Annotated in this window: 17 protein-coding genes; 11 read left to right on the top strand and 6 right to left on the bottom strand. The window is 61.7% G+C overall.

What is annotated here, in order from left to right:
* Positions 1-44: 44 nt before the first annotated feature.
* From AB8A27_RS22490 to AB8A27_RS22480, 3 genes are all read left to right on the top strand, one after another.
* Positions 45-1712 carry a methyl-accepting chemotaxis protein gene (locus AB8A27_RS22490; protein WP_441243818.1) on the top strand — a complete coding sequence of 556 codons (1668 nt, stop codon included), beginning with the start codon at positions 45-47 and terminating at the stop codon, positions 1710-1712.
* A gap of 56 nt (positions 1713-1768) precedes the next feature.
* Positions 1769-2398 carry an NUDIX hydrolase gene (locus AB8A27_RS22485; protein WP_441243817.1) on the top strand — a complete coding sequence of 210 codons (630 nt, stop codon included), beginning with the start codon at positions 1769-1771 and terminating at the stop codon, positions 2396-2398.
* A gap of 242 nt (positions 2399-2640) precedes the next feature.
* Complete coding sequence (locus AB8A27_RS22480) at positions 2641-3777, top strand: hypothetical protein (protein ID WP_441244988.1); 1137 nt, start codon at positions 2641-2643, stop codon at positions 3775-3777.
* A gap of 54 nt (positions 3778-3831) precedes the next feature.
* On the opposite strand, the gene AB8A27_RS22475 is transcribed toward AB8A27_RS22480, so the two are convergent.
* The 5 genes from AB8A27_RS22475 to AB8A27_RS22455 all read right to left on the bottom strand — a co-directional run bounded on the left by AB8A27_RS22475 (position 3832) and on the right by AB8A27_RS22455 (position 10901).
* Positions 3832-4605: a DUF4167 domain-containing protein gene (locus AB8A27_RS22475; protein ID WP_441243816.1), complete on the bottom strand. Its 774-nt coding sequence runs from the start codon at positions 4603-4605 to the stop codon at positions 3832-3834.
* Between the two features lie 478 nt (positions 4606-5083).
* Positions 5084-5974, bottom strand: coding sequence for a peptide chain release factor N(5)-glutamine methyltransferase (gene prmC, locus AB8A27_RS22470; protein ID WP_441243815.1), 891 nt, complete (start codon positions 5972-5974; stop codon positions 5084-5086).
* Complete coding sequence (gene prfA / locus AB8A27_RS22465; protein WP_441243814.1) at positions 5971-7056, bottom strand: peptide chain release factor 1; 1086 nt, start codon at positions 7054-7056, stop codon at positions 5971-5973. Before prfA ends, prmC begins: the two co-directional genes overlap by 4 nt.
* 57 nt (positions 7057-7113) lie before the next feature.
* Positions 7114-9381: a phosphoenolpyruvate--protein phosphotransferase gene (ptsP, locus tag AB8A27_RS22460; protein ID WP_441243813.1), complete on the bottom strand. Its 2268-nt coding sequence runs from the start codon at positions 9379-9381 to the stop codon at positions 7114-7116.
* Positions 9382-9647: 266 nt separating this feature from the next.
* Entirely contained in the window at positions 9648-10901 is a 1254-nt protein-coding gene (locus AB8A27_RS22455) for an aspartate kinase (protein ID WP_441243812.1), read from the bottom strand.
* A 155-nt stretch (positions 10902-11056) separates the two neighbouring features.
* Here AB8A27_RS22455 and AB8A27_RS22450 point away from each other — a divergent pair, with 155 nt between their 5' ends.
* Both AB8A27_RS22450 and ubiG read left to right on the top strand, forming a co-directional pair.
* Positions 11057-11524, top strand: a complete 468-nt coding sequence (locus tag AB8A27_RS22450; protein WP_441243811.1) for a PH domain-containing protein — start codon at positions 11057-11059, stop codon at positions 11522-11524.
* A gap of 15 nt (positions 11525-11539) precedes the next feature.
* Positions 11540-12298, top strand: a complete 759-nt coding sequence (gene ubiG, locus AB8A27_RS22445; protein ID WP_441243810.1) for a bifunctional 2-polyprenyl-6-hydroxyphenol methylase/3-demethylubiquinol 3-O-methyltransferase UbiG — start codon at positions 11540-11542, stop codon at positions 12296-12298.
* Between the two features lie 36 nt (positions 12299-12334).
* Here ubiG and AB8A27_RS22440 read toward each other — a convergent pair whose 3' ends face one another.
* Positions 12335-13156: an MBL fold metallo-hydrolase gene (locus tag AB8A27_RS22440; RefSeq protein WP_441243809.1), complete on the bottom strand. Its 822-nt coding sequence runs from the start codon at positions 13154-13156 to the stop codon at positions 12335-12337.
* A 219-nt stretch (positions 13157-13375) separates the two neighbouring features.
* Here AB8A27_RS22440 and AB8A27_RS22435 point away from each other — a divergent pair, with 219 nt between their 5' ends.
* From AB8A27_RS22435 to AB8A27_RS22410, 6 genes are all read left to right on the top strand, one after another.
* A complete protein-coding gene (locus tag AB8A27_RS22435) occupies positions 13376-14299 on the top strand; it encodes a GAF domain-containing DNA-binding protein (RefSeq protein ID WP_441243808.1) in 924 nt (307 codons plus the stop codon).
* 279 nt (positions 14300-14578) lie between these two features.
* On the top strand, positions 14579-20719 hold the full coding sequence (locus AB8A27_RS22430; RefSeq protein WP_441243807.1) for an autotransporter-associated beta strand repeat-containing protein: 6141 nt from the start codon (positions 14579-14581) through the stop codon (positions 20717-20719).
* Between the two features lie 111 nt (positions 20720-20830).
* A complete protein-coding gene (locus AB8A27_RS22425; protein ID WP_441243806.1) occupies positions 20831-21730 on the top strand; it encodes an EamA family transporter in 900 nt (299 codons plus the stop codon).
* A 91-nt stretch (positions 21731-21821) separates the two neighbouring features.
* On the top strand, positions 21822-22583 hold the full coding sequence (locus AB8A27_RS22420; RefSeq protein WP_441243805.1) for a thermonuclease family protein: 762 nt from the start codon (positions 21822-21824) through the stop codon (positions 22581-22583).
* Positions 22584-22713: 130 nt separating this feature from the next.
* A complete protein-coding gene (locus AB8A27_RS22415) occupies positions 22714-23664 on the top strand; it encodes an AAA family ATPase (protein ID WP_441243804.1) in 951 nt (316 codons plus the stop codon).
* Between the two features lie 3 nt (positions 23665-23667).
* Positions 23668-25047 carry a VWA domain-containing protein gene (locus tag AB8A27_RS22410; RefSeq protein WP_441243803.1) on the top strand — a complete coding sequence of 460 codons (1380 nt, stop codon included), beginning with the start codon at positions 23668-23670 and terminating at the stop codon, positions 25045-25047.
* Positions 25048-25054 lie beyond the last annotated feature (7 nt).

Raw genomic sequence — 25054 nt, 5'->3', positions numbered from 1 at the left:
CCGACTATTTGAAGATAACGGCCGTTTGGGCCACGGAGCGACAGATGTTTAATCGACACAGCAAGACCGATTTACAAGATGCATTGGTGCAGGCGACCGCGATCAGTCGCTCCCAGGCCGTCATCGAATTCAATCTCGATGGCACGGTCATCAAGGCGAATGAAAATTTTCTCAAGGCGCTCGGCTATACTCTCGATGAGATCAAGGGCAAGCACCACAGTATGTTTGTGGAGCCTACTGTGCGCGAGAGTGTCACTTATCGGGAGTTCTGGGGTAACCTTAACAGGGGCGTTTTTCAGGTTGGGCAATTCAAGCGGGTTGCCAAGGGCGGCAAAGAGATCTGGATCGAGGCCTCCTATAATCCGGTCATGGACAAGAGCGGTAAGCCGTTCAAGGTCATCAAATTCGCTACAGATATCACGGCGCAGAAGTTTGAAAGTCTTGAGGCGCACGGAAAGGTGATTGCGATCAGCCGTGCGCAGGCAGTCATCGAATTCAATCTTGATGGTACCGTGATTGTCGCCAACGAGAATTTCCTGAACACGCTTGGTTACACGCTGTCCGAAATACAGGGGCGGCATCACAGCATGTTCGTGGAAGCCGGCGAACGCGATAGCGCAGCCTACCGGGATTTCTGGGTGCGGCTCGGCCGGGGTGAGTATCAGGCGGCTGAATACAAGCGTATCGGCAAGGGCGGCAAGGAAATCTGGATTCTCGCGACCTACAATCCGATTCTCAATGACGCCGGCAAGCCGTTCAAGGTTGTGAAATTCGCGACAGATGTGACACAACAGAAGCTGCTTGCCGCTGATAGCAACAGCCAGATGGCGGCTATTCGCAAGTCGCAGGCAGTCATCGAGTTTCGCATGGATGGCACCATCCTGACGGCAAACCAGAATTTCCTTGATGCGGTCGGTTACACGATCGACGAAATCCGCGACCGGCATCACAGTATGTTCGTCGATCCGATCGAGCGATCTGGTGCGGCCTATGTGGAATTCTGGGCGAGTCTCAATCGCGGCACCTATCAGGCCGCGGAATACAGGCGCATCGGGAAAGGGGGGCGGGAGATCTGGATCCAGGCGTCCTACAATCCGATTTTCGATCTCAACGGCAAGCCGTTCAAAGTGGTCAAATACGCTGCCGATATTACGGCACAGGCTATGGCCCGCGTGAAAGCGGAGCGCGCTCGTTCCTTGATCGAGTCGGTCGCAGCCGGTAGCGAAGAAATGAACGCCTCTATCCGCGAAATCTCCGAGACGATGGTGAAGTCGCGACAGACGGCGGAGTCAGCGGTGCAACAGGTGGAGACGGCGGATATCCAGGCGCAGCGGCTTACCTCGGCGGCTCATGCGATGGGAGGCATCGTTGGGCTCATCGGCGACATTACCGGCCAGATCAATCTGCTCGCGCTTAATGCGACCATCGAATCGGCTCGCGCTGGTGAGGCGGGGCGGGGCTTTGCCGTGGTGGCGGCGGAGGTCAAGAATTTGGCCAACCAGGCCAAACAGGCCACCGACAAGATCAGCAGTGAAATCGAGGCCCTGAACGGCATCTCCGGAGACGTGGTTGGCGCGCTGGTCTCGATCAAGCAGGCGATCGAACATGTCAACGAGTTCGTGACCTCGACGGCGGCGGCCGTCGAGGAGCAGAGCACTGTGACCAGCGATATGTCGGACAACATGCAGCGCGCGGCATCTGAACTGGCTTGATGCGCAGAATTTGTACGGCTTTGTCGGATCATCCGCGATTGTGCTATCAATCACGGATGATCCTGCCGTTCAATGCCGCCACCCGGACAATGATCGAGACGCGCCTGGCCGCATTCACGCGGGCCGACGAGGGCCAGTACGCTTCAGGCCTGAAGCGTGCGGCGGTGGCCCTCGTGATGGCTGAAGCGGTGACTGAATTGGAGACCTCTCTGTTGCTGACGCTACGTGCGTCCGGTCTGCGCGCTCACAGCAATCAATGGGCGCCTCCTGGCGGTCGCTGCGATCCCGGAGAGACGCCCGAGCAGGCGGCAATCCGCGAGTTACATGAGGAGCTCGGTCTGCAGCTCACGCGGGACGATGTCATCGGCGTTCTCGATGATTACCCAACCCGCTCCGGCTATCTGATCACGCCTGTCGTCATGTGGGCGCAAGACAGCCTTCAATTGATGCCGAACCCCGATGAAGTCGCCTCGGTTCATCGCATCGCGCTGTCGGAGCTCGCGCGGCCGCAGGCGTTTGATTTCGTTGCTATTCCCGAGAGCGACCGGCGCCTGATCCGCTACAGTCATTTCGGCCACCTTATTCACGCGCCGACCGCCGCGCTGATCTATCAGTTCAGCGAAGTTCTTGCGGGGCGCACCACCCGTGTGGCCGAGCTGGAGCAGCCGGTCTTCGCCTGGAAGTGATTCTGCTCCCCGGCGCGACGTGTCGGCGCAGGCAGCGCCCGGCCTTGGAAAGACATTGTTCACCAAACTCATCCAACGTCATTCTAAGCGGGATATGTTTGACCCGCCTGGGAGGGGCGCGGGGCGGCGTCCTGCCTCATTCCTTTGCATTGCCGGCTACGCCGGCAGCCATCTCGACAGGTCCCATGTCTCATTTGATTCGCGCCTTTACTGCCACTGTCCCGCTAGCGGTATTTTTGTTCATGCCGGTCGCGCATGGGCTGGATTCCGCCCAGTTGCCGGCAGGCGTCGCCAATGCGGTGGCCCAGGGCGCTTCGCCGCAAGCGATGGCTGAATACCGACGCAAGCTCGCGGAATATCAGGAAGCGCGCGCTGCCTTTGATCAGGAGGCTGGTGCCTATTGGGATGCAATCTCTGAGAAGCGAAAAATCCGCAACGCCAAGCGCCGTGACCGCCAGCAGATTACGCTGAATGACTACGTGCTGGAACAGGCGCCGCTCTATGAAGGACCGAAGCGTCCGGTGAATCCGGAGCCTGAAGATGCCGGTCCGCGCGTTCGCAAGGATCTTCCGGTGGTGGCGGATTTTCTCGCGGCGGCGAGGGACCAATTCCAGTTCGTGCCGCAGCGGCCTGCCAATGAGATGGAGTTCAAGCGCGCCTATGCTCGTGCCGCTCTGCAGGCCGGGCTGACACGCGACATTGCGGTGCGCGTCTATTCTTTCGAGACCGGTGGCAATGGCGGCCATGACATGCAGTCGGGCCTGAACCCGTCACGTCCGGGGTCGCGCGCGATCTCTACCGCTATCGGCTACAATCAGCTGCTCACAGCCAATACGACCACGCTCGTTGCCGAACAGGGATCTCATATTCTGAAAGTGCTGATCGAGAAAGCATCGACGCTCTCGGGTCCGCAGCGTAAGGCGATGGATCACAAGATTGCGGTCTTTAAGCGCATGCAGGCGACTGTACGCACCGTTCCGCAAAACTGGAGCGCGCTTGAGAAGCTTGGCACGACTCCGCAAGGCTGGGCGATGCATGCGCTCGTGTTGGACATGGATATCGGCCCGCAATTGCAGGTCCACAAACTGCTGACCTCTGTGAATTTTGCGCGCGCCCGTGGCTTCGACCGTCCGCTCAGCGCAGCCGAGCTTGAGATGATGAACCTCACTGGCGATGGCAACGGCTTCGATATGGTGACCATGCCATTGGCGATGCGTGAACAGGTGCCGACGGCGAACTTCTTCCAGCGTGGCGGCTATGAGCGCAATCCGGTGGCGATTCGCCACAATACCGTAGCCAAGCTGCTCGCAGTCACTAATGCGCGGATGGATAGCAACAGCAATTTGCCAGGCGCAAAGGAATTGGCCGCGGCTTTTTGAGCCACGGCCAATCTATGCCTCGTAATATGCGCTCTCGCCGGAGAGTGGCTGAGCTTATGAGTTCCCCGGATTGAAATCGTCGCTCGATGCTTCTGCCGGCGCGCCAGCAGCAGCAACGTCGGGGCGAGGACCGTGCGGACGGCGGCGGCGACGCGGCGGGAAGCGCTCTCCACCACCATTCTGCTCGAAGCCACCTGGAGCACCACCGGGCTGAGGTTGTGCGCCACCCGTGATGAAAGAAGGCAGACGATCGACACCGTCGCCGACCGGCATCATGGGCTGCGGTTGCGGCTGATATTGCGGCTGATTTTGCTGGCGGTGTTCGCGGTGATTGTTCTCGCGGGGCTGATAAGGCTGTTCGCCGCGTTGCTGATAGGGCTGACCACCCTCACGCTGTTGAGGCTGTTCGCGCTGCGCAAAGGGCTGCTGTTGCACCGGTACGAAACCAGGCTCGGCGCCGAAGTTCGAGAAGCTCTCGCTCTCGTCATCATTTTCCTCAGGCGGCATCTCGTTTTCGGTACGTGGTTGCGGCTGGTTCTGCCGAAACTGCTCCTGCGCGGCAGCGATCAGGCGGAAATAGTGCTCGGCGTGCTGATAGTAGTTCTCGGCGGCAACGGGGTCACCGGAGCTGCGCGCATCGCGGGCGAGCTGGACGTATTTCTCTGCGACGTGGGAGGCGGTACCGCGGATCTTGATATCGGGGCCATTCGATTCGAAGACCCGGGTCATCGGGTTCTGGCCGCGCCGATTGTTATTGTTGTTATTATTATTGTTGCGGTTGTTGTTGTTGTTCCGCATCCGCTTGTTGTTGTTCTGACCGTTTCGCATGTGTCGCCTTCAGTTATCGATCCAGAGTGTCACAGAGCTATGTTTCAAAGAGATGATTGCCGCAGCACATTGCGGGATGCGGACGCGTCAAGCATCCGAATCGTCGTGCAGACCTTTGCTGCATCGATGTTGCCGTCATTCGCGTTCAACAAAGACGCGTTCCCCAACCGCCTGCTGACCGTGCCAGCCGGACCAAATCACTCACCTGCCGAAACAAGGTCAGGCTTCTGTGCGTGAAGTTTAAAGCGCAATATCAGGCTTTCGTTCGCTTTGCGGTCGCGAGCAGCGCAGCTCTCTCAGCCATCGCGCTCAACCAAACCTGCCTGTTGGAACCTTTCACCCGGACGGGCTCTCTAGCGAGAATTCTGGCTTCCAGCCGTAAATCTACGGGGCGAGCCAACCCTGAACCGATGTTGTGAGTGGAAGGTAGTCGCTCCCCGGGGATATTCCAAGCGGTTTTTTCTGTCCTAAGAAGGCTTTATCGGGGCTTTTTTTGTCCAGATACCGCCCTGCGGATGCCTCCCAGATCAGCTTTTGGGGGGGCTGGCGGGGTTAGCCCGGATGCCGCCATCAGGCCGGCGACATCGTCGCTCTGGTCGTGGCCCACCTCGACCACCAGCAAGCCGCCGGGCACCAGCAGCTGCGCGGCTTCAGGGGCGATTATCCGATAGGCATCCAATCCGTCCGTTCCACCATCCAGGGCGCGGAGCGGGTCGTGGTCGCGCACCTCGATGTCGAGGTCGGCAATGTCGGCCGAGGGAATATAGGGCGGATTGGAGACGATCAGGTCGAAGCCGCCGACCAGGGCCGAGGCATAGTCGCAGACAACGAAATGAGCGCGCTCGATCAAGCCGAGTTGCGCAGCATTGGAGCGAGCCGTCCGCAGGGCATCGAGATTGATATCAGTCGCAATGCCGGTGGCATTGGATAACTCCGAAAGCAGCGCCAGCAGGATCGCGCCGGAGCCAGTGCCGAGATCGGCGATCACAAGCGGACGGTCGCGCGGACCTATCGCGTCGAGAAGTTCGAGCGCCGCCTCGACGAGGGTTTCGGTATCGGGGCGGGGCACCAGCGTATCGGGCGATAATTGAAGCGGCAGGCCCCAGAATTCTTTCATGCCAAGGATGCGGGCGACGGGTTCGCCATCGATGCGGCGCTGCACGAAGTGGGCAAGTTGGGCCGCTTCGTTGGACGTCAGGATGCGCTTTGCAGCCGAGATCAACCCGGTCAGATCGAGTTCGAGCGCGGCGCCAGTCAGCAAGCGCGCGTCGAGTTCAGCGGAATCGATGCCTTGGGTGCGGAGCAGATTGGTCAATGAGCGTCGTGCGTTCTCGACGCTCTGTCCGGCGAACGCGTCGCCGGCGCTCACGCCGCGTCGCCCTGGGCAGCGAGTTGTGCAGCCTGATGCTCTGTCGTCAGCGCATCGACCAGTTCGCCCAGCGCTTCGCCGGCAATCACCTGCGGCAGCTTGTAGAGTGTGAGATTGATGCGGTGGTCGGTGACGCGACCCTGCGGAAAGTTGTAGGTGCGGATGCGCTCCGAGCGGTCGCCGGAACCGACCTTCTCCTTGCGCTCGGCCGAGCGGGCGGAATCGATGCGCTGTTGCTCGGCGTCATAGATGCGCGAGCGCAGGATGTTCATCGCCGAAGCGCGGTTTTTATGCTGCGAGCGGCTATCCTGCATCATCACCACGATGCCGGTCGGGATATGCGTGATGCGGATCGCCGATTCGGTCTTGTTGACGTGCTGGCCGCCGGCGCCCTGGGCGCGCATGGTTTCGATGCGCAGGTCGTCCTGCTTGATCTCGACGTCGACTTCCTCGACTTCCGGCAGCACCGCCACCGTTGCTGCGGAGGTGTGGATGCGTCCCTGCGTTTCGGTATCGGGCACACGTTGGACGCGATGCACGCCGGATTCGAATTTCAGCTTGGCGAAGGCGCCGCGGCCTTTCACCTCGGCGATGATTTCCTTGTAGCCGCCCATGGTGCCTTCGGAGGCCGATATCACCTCGACTTTCCAGCCCTGCAGGCTGGCGAAGCGCTCATACATCCGGAACAGGTCGCCGGCGAAGAGTGATGCTTCATCCCCGCCGGTGCCGGCGCGGATTTCGAGCATTACGTTGCGTTCGTCCATCGCGTCTTTCGGCAATAGGGCGACGCGAATTTCTTGCGCCAAGGCCTCGATACGCTCTTCCAGCGCCGGGCGCTCCGTCTCTGCCATCCCCCGCATCTCGGCGTCGGTCGACGGATCGGAGATCATCGCATCGATGTCTTTGATCTCTGCAAGCACGCCGCGATAGGTTTTCACCGCGTCGATCAGTGGATTGAGCTCGGAGAGCTCACGCGTCATTTTCACATAGTCCTCGGCGGCAAGCTGGCCGAGAACGGCGGCTTCGAGCGAGGCGTGATGTGCGAGGAGTACGTCGAGTTTGGTTTCAGGCAGCAGGGACATGGTCGAATCTCGGAGATCGCGGAAAGGGGAAAAGCGCGTCGTACGGGCAGAGCCTCGCTACAACGACAGCCCCTCGGCTTCGGCGAATTCGGTGAGCTTCTGCCGGATCGAGACGCTGCCCGAAGGCGCGTCGAGCAGTTGTGTCATCAAGGCCTCAGCCTTCTTGGCATCGAGATCGAGGATGAGCGCTTTCACCGGGCCGTGCGCGGTGGCGGATAGCGATAGCGAACGATACCCCATGGCGACCAGCGCCAGTGCGCCGATCGGCTGCGACGCCATCTCGCCGCATAGCGAGACGTGACGTTTGGCGGCGTCGCCTTTTTGCACGATCTCGCGCAGCACGCGCAGGATCGGCGCCGACAGGGTGTCGAAACGCTCGGAGACCTTGGCGTTGCCGCGATCGACTGCGAACAGGAATTGGAACAGGTCGTTGGAGCCGACCGAGACGAAGTCGACCTTCTTCAGGAGTTCGTCCAGCTGATAGACCAGCGCAGGCACCTCGATCATGGTGCCAACATCGATTCGCTCTGGCAGCGCATGTCCATGCTGGCGCAGATAGGTCAGTTCACGCTCGATGATCGCCTTGGCCTGATCGAATTCGGCCACTTCCGAAATCATCGGAAACATGATGCGCAGCGCACGCCCTCCGCCTGCACGCAGCAGTGCGCGGATCTGACCGCGCAGCAGGCCCGGGCGATCGAGGCCAAGACGGATTGCGCGCCAGCCCAGTGCCGGGTTCTCCTCGACGATGCTCTCCATATAAGGGAGCGCCTTGTCGCCGCCGATATCGAGGGTGCGGAACGTCACCGGCTTGGGGCCGGCAGCATCGAGCACCGCACGATACAGCGCCAATTGATCGCTGGAGCGGGGCAGGCTTTCCCCGACCATGAATTGCAGTTCGGTGCGGAACAGGCCGATGCCCGCCGAGCCGGTATCGTCGATATGCGGCAGGTCGATGATCAGACCGGCATTGATCAGCAGGTCGACCTTCTGGCCATCTTTGGTCACGCAGGGACGGTCGCGCAATGCTGAATACTGCGCCTGTCGCCGCGCGCGGAAACGCACGCGCTCCGCATAGGCGGATTCGATTTCCTGCGATGGGCGGATATAGATCGAGCCGGATGTGCCATCGACAATGACGGCATCGCCTGGATCCGCAATGCCCGGCGCATTTGCGACTTCGCCGATCGCAGGAATGCCGAGCGCGCGTGCCACAATCGAGACGTGCGAATTGGCCGTGCCTTCCTCCAGTACCAGGCCACGCAGCTTTTTGCGATCGTAGTCGAGGAGGGCGGCCGGGCCCATCGCGCGTGCGATCAGGATCGCATTGTCCGGCATCTGCTCGCGCGACGGCGCGTGATCCTGACCGACCAGCTGCCGCATCAGGCGATGGCCGAGATCTTCAAGATCGTGCAATCGGTCGCGCAGATAGGGATCGGTGGAGCGCAGCATGCGGGCACGGGTATCCGATTGCACCCGTTCGACGGCGGCTTCGGCGGTGAGGCCGGTGGCGACGGCTTCGTGCAGCTTGTGCGACCAGCCGTGGTCATTGGCGAACATGCGATAGGCTTCGAGCACGTCGCGGTGTTCGCCACTATCGGCGACGTCGCCGCGTTCCAGCATGCGGTCGAGGTCCGAGCGCAGCTTGGTCAACGCCGTATCCAGCCGCTTGATTTCTTTCGGCAGGTCTTCGGCGATGTAATTGGTGATGACGACGCGCGGCTCATGCAGAACCACGTGGCCGAGCGCGATGCCATCGGAGAGAATGGCGCCGGTCTTGTGCAAGGAATGCCGTGCAGCGGGTTCAGCGCCCGGCTGGGCCAGCGCCGAAAGTTCGCCGGAGGCGATCATCTCGGCGAGCACCATCGCCGTTGTCTGCAGCGCCTCGACCTCTTCCTCGACATAAGTGCGCTTGGCGCGGTTCTGCACCACCAGCACGCCAAGCGTATTGCCGGCGCGCAGGATCGGCACGCCCAGGAACGAATGGTAGATTTCTTCGCCGGTTTCCGGGCGGAACGAGAACGCCGGATGGCTCTGCGCGTCGTTGAGATTGAGCGGTGTGGCTTCGGAGGCGACCAGACCGACCAGGCCCTCATGGGAGCTCAGCACGGTCTGGTGGACGGCGTCGCGGTTGAGGCCTTCGGTGGCATAGAGCTCGAGTGTATTGTCGACGCGCAACACGTATGTCGAGCAGACTTCCGCCACCATATTGGCAGCGATCAGCACCACGATCTTGTCGAGGCGTTCCTGAGCGCTGACCTGCTCCGCCATCACTTCGCGGAGCCGTCTCAGCAAGACTCGGGGACCACCCGACGCGCTCCGCATGTGCCGACACCCTCCCCGCGAAGCCGGCACCCGGAAAGAACCGCGTGTCGGCGCTAAGCCTCAGAAAACAACAAAATTTCTGCCGCCGCGCAACAAGAGGCACAGCGACAGTACCGTATCAGATTGTCCGAAACGGTGCCCTCAGCCGCGACGGCTGCCCATTCAGGCCGTATAGCGAATTGAAGCTTGTTTTGCCAAGCAAAACGCCTGCCAGACAAGAAACACACCGTTCACATCAAAATAACGGATGTTTCAGGAAGAATTTTCTACGCTTTGTCGAGGCCATACAGCGTGTGCAGGGTGCGAACCGCCAGTTCCGTATAGGCCGTATCGATCAGGACCGAGAACTTGATCTCGGACGTGGTGATTGCCCGGATATTGATCTGACGCTCGGAGAGGGCAGCGAAGGCTTGCGCGGCGACGCCAGCATGGCTGCGCATGCCCGAACCGATCACCGAGACCTTGGCGACATCGGTTGCGCTGTCGATCCGGGCATAGCCGATCTTGGCCTTGGCCGCCGTGATGGTCTCCTTGGCGCGGGCATAGTCGGTGGCCGGCACGGTGAAGGTCAGGTCGGTGGTCTTGCCGTCTTCGGAGACGTTCTGGACGATCATGTCCACATTGATGTTGGCTTCGGCCAGCGGCACGAAGATCGAGGCGGCAACGCCCGGCTTGTCCTCGATCTGGCGGACGGAAATCTGGGCCTCGTCCTTGGAAAAGGCGATTCCGGTGACGACGTGGCTTTCCATGATTTCCTCCTCGCTGCAGATCAGCGTGCCCGGCGGGGTGCCGTGCGGGTCGATGTCTTCGGGTTTGTCGAAACTTGAGCGTACGAAAATCGGCATGTTGTGGGTCATGCCGAGTTCCACGGAGCGGACCTGCAGCACCTTCGCGCCTTGCGACGCCAGTTCCAGCATTTCCTCGAACGCCACCTTGTTCATGCGTTGTGCTTTTGGCACGACGCGCGGATCGGTGGTGTAGACGCCGTCCACATCGGTATAGATGTCGCAACGGTCGGCTTTGATGGCAGCTGCAATCGCGACGGCCGAGGTATCCGAGCCGCCGCGGCCGAGCGTGGTGACGCGGCCGGTCTCGGCATGGATGCCCTGGAATCCGGCGATGACGGCCACTTCCTTACGCTCCTTGAAGCGCTTGACGAGCTTGTCGCCGTCGATCTCGTCGATCCGGGCCGAGGCATGGGCGTCCGACGTCTTGATCGGGATCTGCCAGCCCTGCCAGGAGCGGGCCTGGATGCCGATGGTCTGCAGCGCGATCGCCAGCAGGCCGGCGGTCACGAGCTCTCCGGACGCGACGATGGCATCGTATTCCCGGGCGTCATGCATCGGCGACACCTCGGTGCACCAAGCCACCAGTTCGTTGGTTTTGCCCGACATCGCCGACACCACCACCGCGACCTCATGACCGGCATCGACCTCGCGTTTGACGTGCTGCGCGACGTTGCGGATACGGTCAATGTTGGCGACGGACGTACCGCCGAATTTCATTACGAGCCGGCCCATGACGAGTGGTGCATTCCCTGACGACAGTGGGTAAAGATACCGCGCACTACGCACGCGGACGAAAACGCGCGTATACATAGCGGCGAGGGTGGGGGCAAGCAACCCGGGCTTCTGGTCCCTTAGAACGCACCGAGACAGGGCATTTTGGACGGTTTATGGGGCGCTATATCGACGATATCCTGCAGCCGGGCGAGAAGGTGCTGTATTCCAGCAACTTGCACTGGGTGGTCTATGCCCCGGCCATTGCGGCCTGGATTGTCTCCGCGGCTTTGCTGGTCCTGACGCGTTACGCGATTAACGAAACCCTTGTTCTGCTCTGCCTGGCATCCTCGGCCGTAGTGGCCTTCGCGGCGCTGTACTGGTCGATGAGGGGCTGGTTCCAGCGCTGGACAACCGAGACGGATGTCACCACGCTGCGGGTCGTCCACAAGGAAGGCTTTATCACGCGCAAGACTTTCGAGATCAGTATCGACAAGGTCGCGAGCGTCAGCGTCAATCAGAGCATTCTGGGACGCATCTTGAATTATGGTGACATCGCCATCGAGAACATGGGTGACGATGAAGAGGTCATCAAGATGATCGCGTCGCCACTCGCATTTCGCAGCCACATCACAGCGCGATAGGACAACGGCTCCACAATGGCCATCCAAGCAAACTTTTCCGACGCTTCCGCATCCTCCGTCGATGCCAGCGAGGTCGCGAAATTCTCAAAGCTGTCGGAGGAATGGTGGGACCCGCGCGGCAAGATGGCGCCGCTGCACAAGATCAACCCGCTGCGCCTGACATATATTCGCGACGCTGCCTGCCGCAAGTTCGATCGCAATGTTCGCAGCCTGAACTGTCTGAGCGGATTGCGGATGCTCGATATCGGCTGCGGGGCTGGTCTTCTGTGCGAGCCGTTCACCCGGCTTGGCGCACAGGTGATCGGCATCGATCCCTCTGCCACCAACATCGCCGCCGCAAAGCTCCATGCCGAAAAGGGTCATCTGTCCATCGACTATCGCTGCACTACTATCGAGGACATGGACAAACGTGAGCGCTTCGACATCGTGCTGGCGATGGAAGTGATCGAGCATGTCGTCGATGTCGGCGCTTTCCTCGACCGCTGCGCGTCGATGCTGAAGCCTGGTGGCCTGATGGTGGTCTCGACGCTGAACCGAAACTGGAAGAGCTTTGCGCTCGGCATCGTTGCCGCTGAATATGTGCTGCGCTGGCTGCCGCGCGGTACGCATCAGTGGGACAAGTTCGTCACCCCCGACGAACTCGCGCATCATCTGTCGCGCAACAAGCTGGAAATCACCGAACAGTCAGGCGTCGTCTACAACCCGCTCGGCGATCGCTGGACGCTGTCGTCCGATATGGACGTGAACTATATGGTGGTCGCGGAAGAGGTGTAGCGTTTCAATTCCGCCTGCTTCTGCCTCGCAAGGCCGTCAAACCCCGTTGAGAATAATCACCGTCGGCGCCTTGGGCAGCGCACTGAGCGATATTGTCAGCGTTTGGGCGCTCCGTTGGTCGATCTCGAACTGTTTCCCGATCTTTGCCATGAAGTCGCTGAGCGGCGTCATGAAACGATGCATCGGCAGCACCACTGAGGCCCGCAGCCGCTTGGTGATCTCGGATACGCCGTCGAGGGACATTGTGTAGCTGCCATCGATCGGCACCATCACGATGTCGAGGCGGCCTATCGCTGCGAAGTGGCTTTCGTCGAGCTTGTGATGCAGATGGCCGAGATGGCCGATGCACAGACCGGCAACTTCGAAGATGAAGATCGAATTGCCGTCCTTCACCATCTCGCCGCCCGCGTCATCGCCATAATAGCGGCGGATGTCGGTCGTGACGTTGCGGATCAGCACGTCGCCGATGCGCTCATGGATCTGCGCCGGCTGTCCACCCTCGCCCCACCCATGCAATACCGTCTTGATGCGCGGGTCGGGGTACAGCGTGTAGTGCGTGCTGTGCGCCCGGTTCATCGTCACCACGTCCGGGATGCGATCAAGCTTGTAGACGCCGTTATAGTCGGTGGCGATGGTCACGCCGCCGGGAGTGTCGATATAGTAGGTGGAGTGTCCGGCATAGGTGATGGCGATCTCATCGGCCTTCGCCGCAGTCCGGCGCAAACTGACCGGAACCGCGAGTGGTGGCCGTGTGGCCATTGCCAGACACTCACTGCCGCGCGGGGCATTTTGCGCGAGCGCCGGCGTAACGAACCAACAAGTCAGGGCGCCGAGGACGGCAGGCAGAAATCGCAGCATGATCCGGCAGTCTCCGAATGCGCTTTGCTTCAATGTATCGCCAAAAGCGGGCGCTGCAATGCTGGTTGTGGCGCCGGAGATTGCCCAAGATCGCGGCGCATCGCACGATGCGGATGCTCGGGTGCCGCGATGGTGTAGTTGCCATGCCGCAGGGATTGACAGGTTGCCGAAGGTAAGGTGGTTGGATAGGTCTTGTGATCACTACCGCGAGCATTGCAGTTGTCATCCGCTTCAATCCAGCCCTGGGAATTCGTCAGCCGCGATGATCGTGTTGCGGCGTCGCAATCGGGCTGGGTGTTTGACACGGCGATGCTGCTGCTGACGCGGCCGCTCGATGCGGCGATTGCCGAGATCCTTCAAGCCGTAGGTGTGGACGCCGAAGCTGATCGCGCATGGATGTTCGAATACGACGCCGACCATCTGCGCTTTCGCAATACCCATGAGTGGAGCCGCGGCGGGGTTGGATCATTTGTGCAGGATCTGCAGCATGTGCCGGTCACCATGATCGGCTGGCTGCATCAAAGGCTGGTCCTGGGGCAGGCGGTCATGGTCAATGACATCGAGGCACTGCCTCGCAGCGCCGGTGCGTTGCGCGCGGAGTTTATCCGGCAGAACAACAAAAGTGTACTCAGTGTGCCGGTGTTTCATGACGGCAGGCTCGTCGCCTGTATCGGCTTCGATGCGGTTGCAGTATCGCGCCGGTGGTCGGATGAAATCGGTGATCTGTTTCGTTGCGCCGATCTCATCGCGGCAGCGCGTTATGGCCGGCCGCCGATCGCCTCTGCTGGGGGAGATTCGCAGGCCGCATATCCTGCATTGATCTATCTACGTCGCGCACATGGCATTCTCGGCACTCCATTGACCGAAATCGTCGGCCTGCGCTCGTCGAAAGATTATACCGAGGTGTGGTTGATAGATGGCGCGATGGTGCTCGATCCAAGGCCGCTGACACAGTGGCTCGGCCTGATCCCGTCGGGCTGGTTCGTGCGCATTCATCGCACGGCCGTTGTCAATCATCAGTTCGTCCGCGAGGTCGTGCGCCGGTCGAGTGGGGCATGGCAATTGCGCGTTCATGACTATGACGATCATTGGCCAGTGTCGCGCGCCGGCCGTGCTGAGTTGCGTGCGCGCCTTGGTGTTTGAACTACACGACGTGAGACGAATGCGAGCGCGTTGACGACTCACATTTTCGGGCTCGGATTTCCATCAATTCCCTGCTGATCATGACTTAATAAATCGTTATCAGTGTCGGCGCGCCGAGTGTTTTACGCCTCGCGTGTTGCTGCGTTTCAACATGCGAAAATCCTGCAGGGCATTCGTCGAACCTGTAAGTCGATTCGTCGATCTTTGATTGCGACTCATCATGTGACCGCGTGTCTCATGGAGCTTCACTCGCGTCGATCTGCGAGCTGGAGTTGGATAGTGAAGCTCCCAGTATTTTTAGTCGTCGGCGCAGCGCGCCGCAGCGGCTCGGGCAAGAGCAGTGGCACCGGCGTGCGCCCCGCTCATACGTTGATGTCGTCGACGGCTATGACGCTTTCGTTTGCTGGCTCGTTGCTGGTTGTTGCGGCTATTGCCTCGTCGCAAGCGGTTCACGCTCAGTCCTCCGGACTTGGCGGCACTGGCGGCGCTCACTCCACCAGCGATCCGAAGGCCGGTGGTGCAGGCGGCGTGATCGATCCGGCGAATGGCGGCGGCGGCGGCGGTGGCGGCGGCGGCAGGGATGCCGACAAGAAGTATCCGAAAGATGCTGATGTCGGCAATGGCGGCAAGGGTGGCAGCGGTGCGAATGCCAAAGGCGGGGGCCTCGGCGGTCATGGCGGCGCGCCGGGCTTCAATGGCGCTCAGCTCCAGGGCGGCGCTATCCAGGGCGAGATGGGACAATACGGCTCGTTTCCGGAGAAGGGCAAAGGCGCCGACGGTACCAACTGGTTTCACGGAATGGGTCATGACGGCGGCAGTGGCGGCGGTGGAGGCGGCGGTGGCACCGGCGCGATCTTCAGCGGGGCGTTCGTTCCCGGCAACCAGTTCATCGCAGGCGGCAAAGGCGGCTATGGCAGCGTCGGCGCCGCCGGCGGCGATGGCGTGTTGGCGTTTTATGGCGCCTTCATGGAGCCCGGTTACGGCGGTGGGGGCGGAGGAGGCGGAGGTGGCGGTGGCGGCGGCATAGGTCTCTTCTCGACCGGAGACACTCTGGAAACGCTGGCACCGACGATCAGGGGTGGTCTTGGTGGTTGGGGCGGCGCTGGCGGCGGCGGAGGCACTGGCGCCCCCGATGCTATCGGCAACTATTGTCCCGGCGGACAGCCGCCCTGCATCACCACTGCGACCGACGGCGGCATCGGAGGCGATGGCGGCAGTGGCGGCAATGGTGGCAACGGCGGCGCCGGCATCGTCGTCTCTCGCGCGCGCATGACGGTTATCGAGGGCGGCGCATCGGTGCTCGGCGGAGCCGCGGGCGGCGGTGGCGCCGGGGGATCGGGCGGCCAGGGCGTTTCCGGCGGCAATGGTGGCAATGGCGGTGCCGGTGGTAACGGCGGCAATGGCGTCGTGATGGCGACTCCCGGCACCATACGCGTCGACCGCGGCGGACTGGTGCAAGGCGGCGATGCCGGGATCGGCGGTGCCGCTGGCCCGGGCGGCGGCGGATGGGAGCTCGGCAACGGAAGCAGCGGTCACGCCGGTGCGAATGGAGCGGGCGGAGCCGGCATCTTCGGCCAGAGCGCCGGCATCACGGTAGTTTCGGCGGGGACGATCGAGGGCGGACAGAACGTCGACGGATCGCGCGCTGCGGCGGTTCTGTTCACCGGCGGCGGCAACAGGCTCGAATTGTGGTCCGGCTCGAACATTACCGGCGATGTCGTCGTTGGTCTGGATACGAGCAATCCCAATATCTTTGCGTTGGGTGGCTCTCAGGACGGAGCTTTCGATCTCTCCGCACTCGGCACGAAGTATCGCGGCTTCTCGGCGCTGGAAAAAAATGGCGACGCCGTTTGGACGCTTGCGGGAACATCGACGTCTTTCAACGGTGATCTGCGAGCCAATGCGGGCACACTGGCGTTCGCCAGCGGCGCCAGGCTAACGACGGCCAATGGGTATGTCGGCTATGACAGCGCTACTGATGCCAATGTCACTGTCGCGGGCACCGGCGCATCGTGGCTCAATACCAATCTGTTTGTCGGCTATCGTGGCAATGGTTCTTTGTTGATTGCGGATGGCATGCATGTAACTGCAGCCACCGTTTCGATCGGCAATGATGCGACCTATGTCTCGCATGGTGCTGTGAAAGTCGATGGTGCGGGATCGGCTCTCGACGCCCAGACCTTGAAGATCGGGGCAGCGTCTGTGGGTTCGCTCACGGTAAGCAACGGGGGGACTGCGAAGGCGCGTACGATTCAGATCGGCGCCCTCGGCGTCAGCGGCACATTGAGTATCGGCGCCGAGGCGGGCTCGGCGGCTCTGGCGCCCGGTTTCGTGACAGGTCTGATTGACCTCGCGCAAAGTGGTGCGCTCAATTTCAACCATACGAGCAGCGATTATCTCTTTAACAATTCGATCACCGGCAATGGTGTGATCAACGCACTCGCCGGAACCACGATCCTTTCCGGCCGGAGCACTGCTTTCACGGGCACCACGGAAATCCTGAACGCAACATTGGGCGTGACCGGACAACTCGGCGGCACCGTCACGGTGGATCACGGCGGCAGACTGATCGGAAACGGATCGGTGGGCAGTACGACGGTCCTGAACGGCGGCAAGCTGGCGCCTGACGGTACCGGCCACCTGACTGTGAACGGCAATCTGTCGATGCTTGCGGGTAGCAATTTCGATTTCAATCTCGGCCATTTCTCCGGCGCCGCGTCGTCGACCTCGACCTCGGTTTGGGTCAATGGCGATGTCGCGCTCAACAATGTGACGTTCAATATCAGTACCACCGGCGAGCCACCCGTCGGCTATTACCGCATGATCAATTATTCCGGCGGTGCGTCGATCTCCGGTCTGACCATCGGCACCATCCCGCCGATCTCGGGGCTGTTTCCTGTCACTTATGCAATCGACAGTTCTCGTGCGCATGTCGTCGATCTCGTCGCGTCCCCGAACGGCACTGACATTCTTCAACGCTGGGATGATGCGTCGAGCGGCACGGCCGGCGGCAGCGGGACCTGGAATGCGACCAACAACAACTGGTTCGACTTCGGCGGTGTCGCCAATACGCAGTGGGGCTCCATTTATGGTGTGTTCAGCGGGCCCGGTGGGACCGTCACGGTAAACGGGTCGCAAAAGTTTTATGGACTGCAATTTGTCAGCGGTGTCTACGATCTCACGCAAGGAACCGGTGAGTTGCGGCCAACGTCGCTCGGTGGCACGGACGGCATTGGTGAGCTGCGTGTCCTGTCAGGCGAGAACGCGACCATTTCGGCACCGATTGTCGGCTCCGGCGGCATCAACAAGACTGGTGGCGGCACGCTCGTGCTCGCCGGTGCCAACGCCTATACCGGAGGCACCACGATCAGTGGCGGCACGCTGCAGATTTCGTCGAATGCAAATCTTGGCGCCACCACGGGTGGTCTGACGTTCGACAACGGCATCCTCCACACGACGGCCAATATCAATTCGGCACGCAATGTGTCGCTGCTCGGGATCGGCGAAATCGACACCGACGCGGCAACCGCGCTGGTGCTGACTGGCACGGTGTCCGGCGCCGGCAGCCTCGTCAAGACGGGCGATGGCGCACTGGTCCTCACGAATATCAATAGCTGGACCGGCGGCACCGTGCTCGAGGCCGGCACGCTGCAGCTCGGCACCTTCGGTGCACTGCCCAGCGGCAGCGATGTCATCGTCTATGGCGGCAAGCTCGATCTTAACGGCTACAATACCACGACGAATTCCTTGGTCGGTTTCGGCGGCGAGATCGCGCTTGCGAGCGCGCAACTGACGCTCAACCAGGCCGCCGACACGGTCATTGCAAGCACGATTACAGGCGTTGGCGGCAGTCTCGTGAAAACGGGCAGCGGTACGCTGCTGTTGTCTGGAACGAATACATATACGGGTGGCACGACAATCTCGGGCGGGACCATTGCCATATTGGCAGATGCCAATCTCGGCGCAGGCGCGCTTGCTTTGTCGGGTGGCAGGCTGCTGACGCTGGCCGACATCACATCCACGCGCAGCATCTCGCTCACGGGCAGTTCGACGATCGAGGCACTGTTCGGGACGACATACTCGACCACCGGCAACGTCACGGGCACTGGCACTCTGATTAAGGACGGCTGGGGCACCCTGATTCTCGCTGGCAACAACAATTATAACGGCGGGACGACGGTCGCGGCTGGTATGCTGCAGATCGGCAATGGCGGCACGTCGGGCACACTGACGGGCAATGTCGCAAACAGTGGCATGTTGGCCGTCAACCGCTCCAACACTCTCTTCTACAATGATGTCATTTCCGGCACGGGGTCATTCGTTCAGATGGGCGCTGGCCTCACCGCGCTTCAGAACGACAACACCTATACAGGTGGCACGCTGGTCAGCGCGGGCACTCTGCAACTTGGTTCCGGCGGTGCCGCTGGCTCGATTGTCGGTGATGTCGTCAACAACGGGACATTCCAGATTTTCCGTTCGGATATCTACACGTTTGGCGGCACGATCTCTGGCAGCGGCGTGTTCCGGCAGGTCGGTGCCGGCACCACGATCCTCACCGGCGAAAACACCTATAGCGGTGGCTCTGTCATTACGAACGGTACCCTGCAGATCGGCAATGGCGGCCTGACCGGCTCGATCACGGGCAATGTCATCAACAATGGCGCTCTGGTTGCCAATCGCGAGGGACTGCTCACGCTCGCAGGCGCCATCTCGGGCAACGGCACGTTTACGCAGGCTGGTAACGGCATCACGCGCCTCGACGGCCTCAACAGCTATACGGGCGCCACCTACGTGAGGGCCGGAACGCTCAGCGTCAACGGCTCGATCGCCGCGTCGTCGCTGGTGAGCGTCGAGCGGGGCGCGACGCTCGGCGGCAACGGTATTGTCAACACGACGCAGATTGCCGATGGTGGTGCGCTGTCGCCCGGCAATTCGGTTGGGCTGCTGTCAGTTCAAGGCAATCTGACGTTTGCAGCGGCTTCGCACTATCTGGTTGAAGTATCGGGCATGGCCGCGGACCGGACCAATGTCACCGGCACGGCAACGCTCAACAATGCCAGCGTTCGCGTCAGTTTTGATCCTGCGTCCTATGTCCGCGAACGCTACACCATTCTGAACGCCGCAGGCGGCGTTGCAGGCGCGTTCAGCCGGAATATCGTCAGCGACGAGCCGCCCTCATTCATCACGACGCTGAGCTACGGTGCTCAAAACGTCTATCTCGATGTCGATCTGAAACTGACCGGACTCAACGTCAACCAGAATAACATCGGCTCGTCTCTGAACACTTATTTTGGCAGCCATGGCGGCATTCCCTATGCGCTCGGCGCGATGTCGCCGGAAGATCTGACGCGTTCATCGGGCGAACTCTCGACCGGCGTACAGCAGAATACCGTGCAGGCCATGACGCAGTTCATGGGTGTGTTGACCGATCCCTTCATAGCCAATCGCGGCCTCGCAGCAGCAGGCACAGTATCAAACGCCTTCGCATCGGCCGATCGTTCGACGACGTCGTGGCGGGACGCCTACGGTGCGATCGCCAAAGCGCCGCTCGCGGCGGCGAGCTTCGAATCGCGCTGGAACGTCTGGGCCGCGGGCTTCGGTGGTGGTCAGACGACCGATGGCAATACGGTCGTCGGCTCGCATAGTAGTAGCAGCCGGATCGGGGGTGTTGCCGTGGGGGCCGATACCTGGCTGTCGTCGCAGACGCTTGCCGGCTTTGCCGTGGCCGGTGGCGGCACCAGTTTCGGCTTGTCGGATAATCTCGGTTCAGGTCATTCGGACCTGTTCCAGATCGGTGGCTTCATCCGCCATCACCAAGGCCCCGCTTATATCACAGCTGCGCTCGCCTACGGATGGCAGAACGTCACCACCGAGCGGCTGGTGACCATCGTCGATGCCGAGCGGCTGGGCGCGAACTTCACCGCGCACGCTTTCTCGGCGCGCGTCGAAGCCGGCCATCGCAGCGTGGCGCCATGGTTCGGCGGTGTAGGCGTGACGCCGTATGCGGCTGGACAGGTCACGAATATCGATCTGCCTGCCTATGCAGAGGCGCTCGTCTCTGGCGGCAATGATTTCGCGCTCAGTTACACCGGACGCAACGTCACTGCCACGCGTAGCGAACTCGGTCTCCGCACCGACAAATCCTTCGTTCTCGATGATGCGTTGCTCACGCTTCGTGGCCGAGCGGCGTGGGCGCATGATTTCAATCGCGACCGCGTCGCGCAGGCCTCGTTCCAGTCGCTGCCTGGCGCGAGCTTCGTGGTGAACGGCGCCGCGATGGCACCCGACGCGGCGCTAACCAGCGCGAGTGCGGAAATCTTGCTCGGCAGCGGGTTGTCGGTCGCGGCGACATATGAGGGCGAGTTCTCCAACCTCACCCGCAGCCATGCCGGCAAAGGCGTCGTTCGCTTCGTTTGGTAAGCGAGCTCTGAGGCGGTCGTGATCGCATCGCAGGCATGGGCATAGACAGCTTGACCCTGCGGCGTTGCGCGGTCAGGTTCCGCGCCATCTCACGCGGACCCATCCTGCCTCATGTTCACCATCGCCTCACTCTGGATTCCCTTCACCATCGTCGCCTCGCTGGGGCAGGTGGCGCGCAATGCCATGCAGCGCTCGCTCACCGGGCCGCTCGGGACCTGGGGCGCTACCAACATCCGCTTCCTGTTCGGCTTCCCGTTTTCACTGGTGTTCTTCGCAGTCATCCTGGTCGCCACCGGCGATAGCGTGACATGGCCTCCGATGGCATTCTGGCCGTGGCTGCTGCTTGGCGCCTTGAGCCAGATCTTCGCCACCGGGCTGATGCTGGCGGCGATGAACGAGCGCTCTTTCGTGGTCACCACGGCCTATCTGAAGACTGAGGCGATTCAGACTGCGATCTTCGGCTTCGTGTTCCTCGGCGATCACCTGACTGCTTGGCGGGTGATCGCGATCCTGATTGCGACCTTCGGCGTCGTCGTCACGGCGCTGCGGCCGGGCGCCACGCGCGATCTCGGCAGCGTCCGGCCGACAGCGTTGGGGCTTGTCGCCGCGGCGGCCTTTGCACTCTCGGCGGTCGGCTTCCGCGGCGCCATCATCAACGTGCCAGGCGTCAGCTTCGTCACTGCCGCATCCTATGCGCTGGTCTGGGCGCTGTTCGTGCAGACGTTGATCCTGACGGCCTATCTGCTGGCCCGTGCACCCAAGGTGCTGAGCGACATTCTCGGCCTGTGGAAGCCATCGATGCTGGCCGGCTTCATGGGTGCGGCCGCCTCGCAATTCTGGTTCCTGGCCTTTGCGCTAACGGCCGCCGCCAATGTCCGGACGCTGGCGCTGGTCGAGGTGCTGTTCGCGCAGGCCGTCGCCTATTACTCGTTCAAGCAGCCGCTGTCGGCGCGGGAGCTGGCCGGCGTGGTGATGATCGTGGCTGGCGTGGCGCTGCTGGTGGCGGTGTAACGGCGCAGTGCGTCTGATGTCTCTTTCGTGGACGCGCCTGCTGCGATAGGACTGATCGCAGTCCTCCCGTGCCGATCCCGAGACCAGATTGATGCGCATCCTTTCCCTGCTGTTCCTGCTGCTTGTCGCCAACCCGGCCTCGGCGGTCGAAGCCATCGTCAAGGACGGCGACACTATCCAGATCGGTAATGTCGCCTACAAGCTTGCCGGCCTGGACGCGCCGGAGGTTGATCAGCCCTGTGTCGATGAGCATGCCGACAACTGGGCCTGCGGTATCGAGGCAAGGGACCAGCTGGTGAAACTGATCGGCAAGCGCGAGGTTCGCTGCGAGGATCGGGGCGAGGACAAGATCTACAAGAACCGCCGTTCCGGTCTCTGCAGCGTTGTTGGCGAGGCAGAGAGCCTCAATCAGGCGGTGATCCGATCGGGCTATGCGGTGAGCATCGAGCCGTCGGACAAGGCAAGCGCCAGGACCAGCTTCAAGCCCGACGAGACAGCCGCCAAAGACAAGCGCCAAGGGCTGTGGCGCGGGTGCTTCGTGACACCCGCAGAATTCCGCGGCAAGGCGAGCGACAGCCCATTGCTCGGCTCGGCCTGCCGGAGCGACAAGGACAAGGAGTTGCGCGCGGCGCTGTTCCCCACCGATCTCACGATGCCGGCCGGCTGCAACATTAGGGCGAAACAGGTCCGCCGGGCCAAGTTTACCGGCCATGTCGGCGTCTATCTTATTCCCCAGTGCCAGAATTACGCGACCCAGCCGAGGCCGGACCGCTGGTTCTGCAGCGAGGACGACGCCCGCGCCGCAGGGTACCGCAAAGCGCTCAACTGTCAGGCTCCCAGCCGCCGCAACTGAGCGATGAGCCGGTGGCGCTGGACGCGGCTGGCTGAACCACGTAGCAAATCAGGACGCCGGAATGAGCCGGGCGAGCACGCTATAACGTGTTCCGGGCTTATTCCAGCATGCGAAATCCGGAGTGAAGCGCGTGGCCGAGAGCACCAGTTCGTCAGCATCGATTGAAGCCGTTGAGCGCAGCCTGGCGGCCGCCGGCTATATCGCCAGCCGGCAGATCGCCACCGCCGTCTATCTCGCCGAGAAGATCGAAAAGCCGATCCTGGTCGAAGGTCCTGCCGGCGTGGGCAAGACCGAACTTGCCAAGGCGATTGCTGCCTCGCGCGGTCTCGAGATGATCCGGATGCAATGCTACGAGGGCCTCGACGAGGCCAAGGCGCTGTATGAGTGGAAATACGCCAAGCAGTTGCTCTACACCCAGATCCTGAAAGACAAGCTCGGTGAAGTGCTGGGCGATGCCGACACGCTCGCCAAGGCGCTCGATCAACTTCATACTTTCGGCGACGTGTTCTTCTCGAAGGAGTTCGTCGAACCGCGCCCGCTGTTGCGCGCGCTGGAACAGCCGATGGGGTGTGTGCTGTTGATCGATGAGATCGACAAATCCGACGCCGAATTCGAGTCGCTGCTGCTCGAAATCCTGTCCGACTTCCAGGTCACGATTCCCGAACTCGGCACCGTTGCGGCCATCGTACCGCCGACGGTGATCCTCACCTCGAATGGCGAACGCGATCTCGGCGATGCGCTGAAGCGCCGTTGTCTGCATCTGCATATCGGCTTCCCCGAGCCCAAGCTGGAAGAGCGCATCGTCGAAACCCGTGTACCCGGAATTCCCGCGGTGCTGCGCAAGCAGCTCGTCGGCTTCGTCAATCAGGTCCGCACGCTCGACCTCAAGAAGTTGCCGTCAGTGAGCGAGACCATCGACTGGGCCAAGGTGCTGGTGCTGCTCGGCGCATCCGAACTCGGCCATGAGATGGTCAAGGACACGCTCAATGTACTGTTAAAGTATGAGGCAGACATCGAAGCCACGCTGCCGCAGGTCTCGGGTTTTGTCGCCAAGTCCGGCCGGCAAGGCGTATTCGGCTAGCCGATGCGTGACACCCTGCATCGTTTCTTTCGGGCGGCGCGCGGCGCCGGGGTGAGAATCTCGCCCGCCGAAAGTATCGATGCCATGCGTGCGGTCGCCGAGGTCGGCCCTTCCGATCGCGGCATCCTGCGCGATGCGCTGCTGCTGACGCTGGCGAAGTCCGGCGATGACAAGGCCGCGCTCGGCGCGTGTTTCGATACCTTCTTTACCCACCCCGACTTCGAGCAGCCTCCAGCGGCGAATGACGACGACGCGGAGAATGCGGACGAAGGTGCGAGCGAGAGTGGCGCCGAAACCGCGGAAGGCGCGGCGTCCGGTCAGGCCTCTGCCGAACTCGGCGCTCTCGCGCAGATGCTGCTTGCGCAGGACCGTGCGGCGATTGCTGCGGCGCTGTCCAATGCCTCGAATGCCGCAGGCTTGACCGATATTCGGGTCTTCACCCAGCGTGGGTTGTTTGCCAGCCGGGTGCTCGAACAGCTGGGGATCGCGCAATTGCGCGATGATATCGACGCTCTCAATGCCCGGAATTCGGCGGATGCCGAGCGGCTCGCAGCGGCGCTCGGCAGCCTGCGCGAGACCGTTAGCGAAATGGTTGCGCAGGCGCTGCTGCTCTATGGCCGCGAAGAGAAAGAGGCGCTGCGCAATGAGATCCTGCGCAATGCGCCGATGGCGCGGCTGGAACAGCGCCAGATCGAGCAGATGAGGGCACTGATCCGTAACATCGCACGGCGGCTGCGCGAGCGCTTCAGCAAGCCGCGCAAACGGCAGCGCCGTGGCCATCTCGACGTCCGCCGTACCATCCGCCGCAATGCTGCTTGGGGTGGCATACCGTTCATGACGGCATGGAAACGCCGTCATCGTGACAAGCCGAAGATCGTGGCCATCTGCGACGTCTCGGGCTCGGTGGCGCAGGTTTCCGACTTCTTCCTGCTGCTGATCCACAGCCTGCATGAAGTTGTGTCCGATGTCCGCTCCTTCGCTTTTTCCGGCAACTTGATCGAAGTCAGTGAGGTCCTGGAGAAGAACAAACCTGAAGAGGCGATGAAGCAGATCATGTCTTCGGTCGGTTATGGCTCGTCAGACTACGGTCGCTCCTTCGTTGATTTCGAGAAGGGCTTCATGAGTGCGATCACGCCACAGACCACGGTCATCGTTCTCGGCGACGCCCGCAGCAACAATCTGGATCCGCGCGCTGACATCCTGCGCCGCATCGGCGAGCGGTCGAAGCGGCTGGTCTGGCTCAATCCCGAGGGGCGCATGGCCTGGGGCTTCGGCGATTCCGAAATGCCGCGCTATGCGACCTTCTGCAATGTCGTGCGCCAATGCGCGACGGCGCAGCAATTGGAGCGCGCCGTCGCGGATATTGTGGCGACCTATCAATAGCCCCGTC

The organism is Tardiphaga sp. 768_D3_N2_1, from assembly GCF_052076105.1.
Classification (GTDB): Bacteria; Pseudomonadota; Alphaproteobacteria; order Rhizobiales; family Xanthobacteraceae; genus Tardiphaga.
This window is presented reverse-complemented; position numbering and strand designations above follow the sequence as displayed.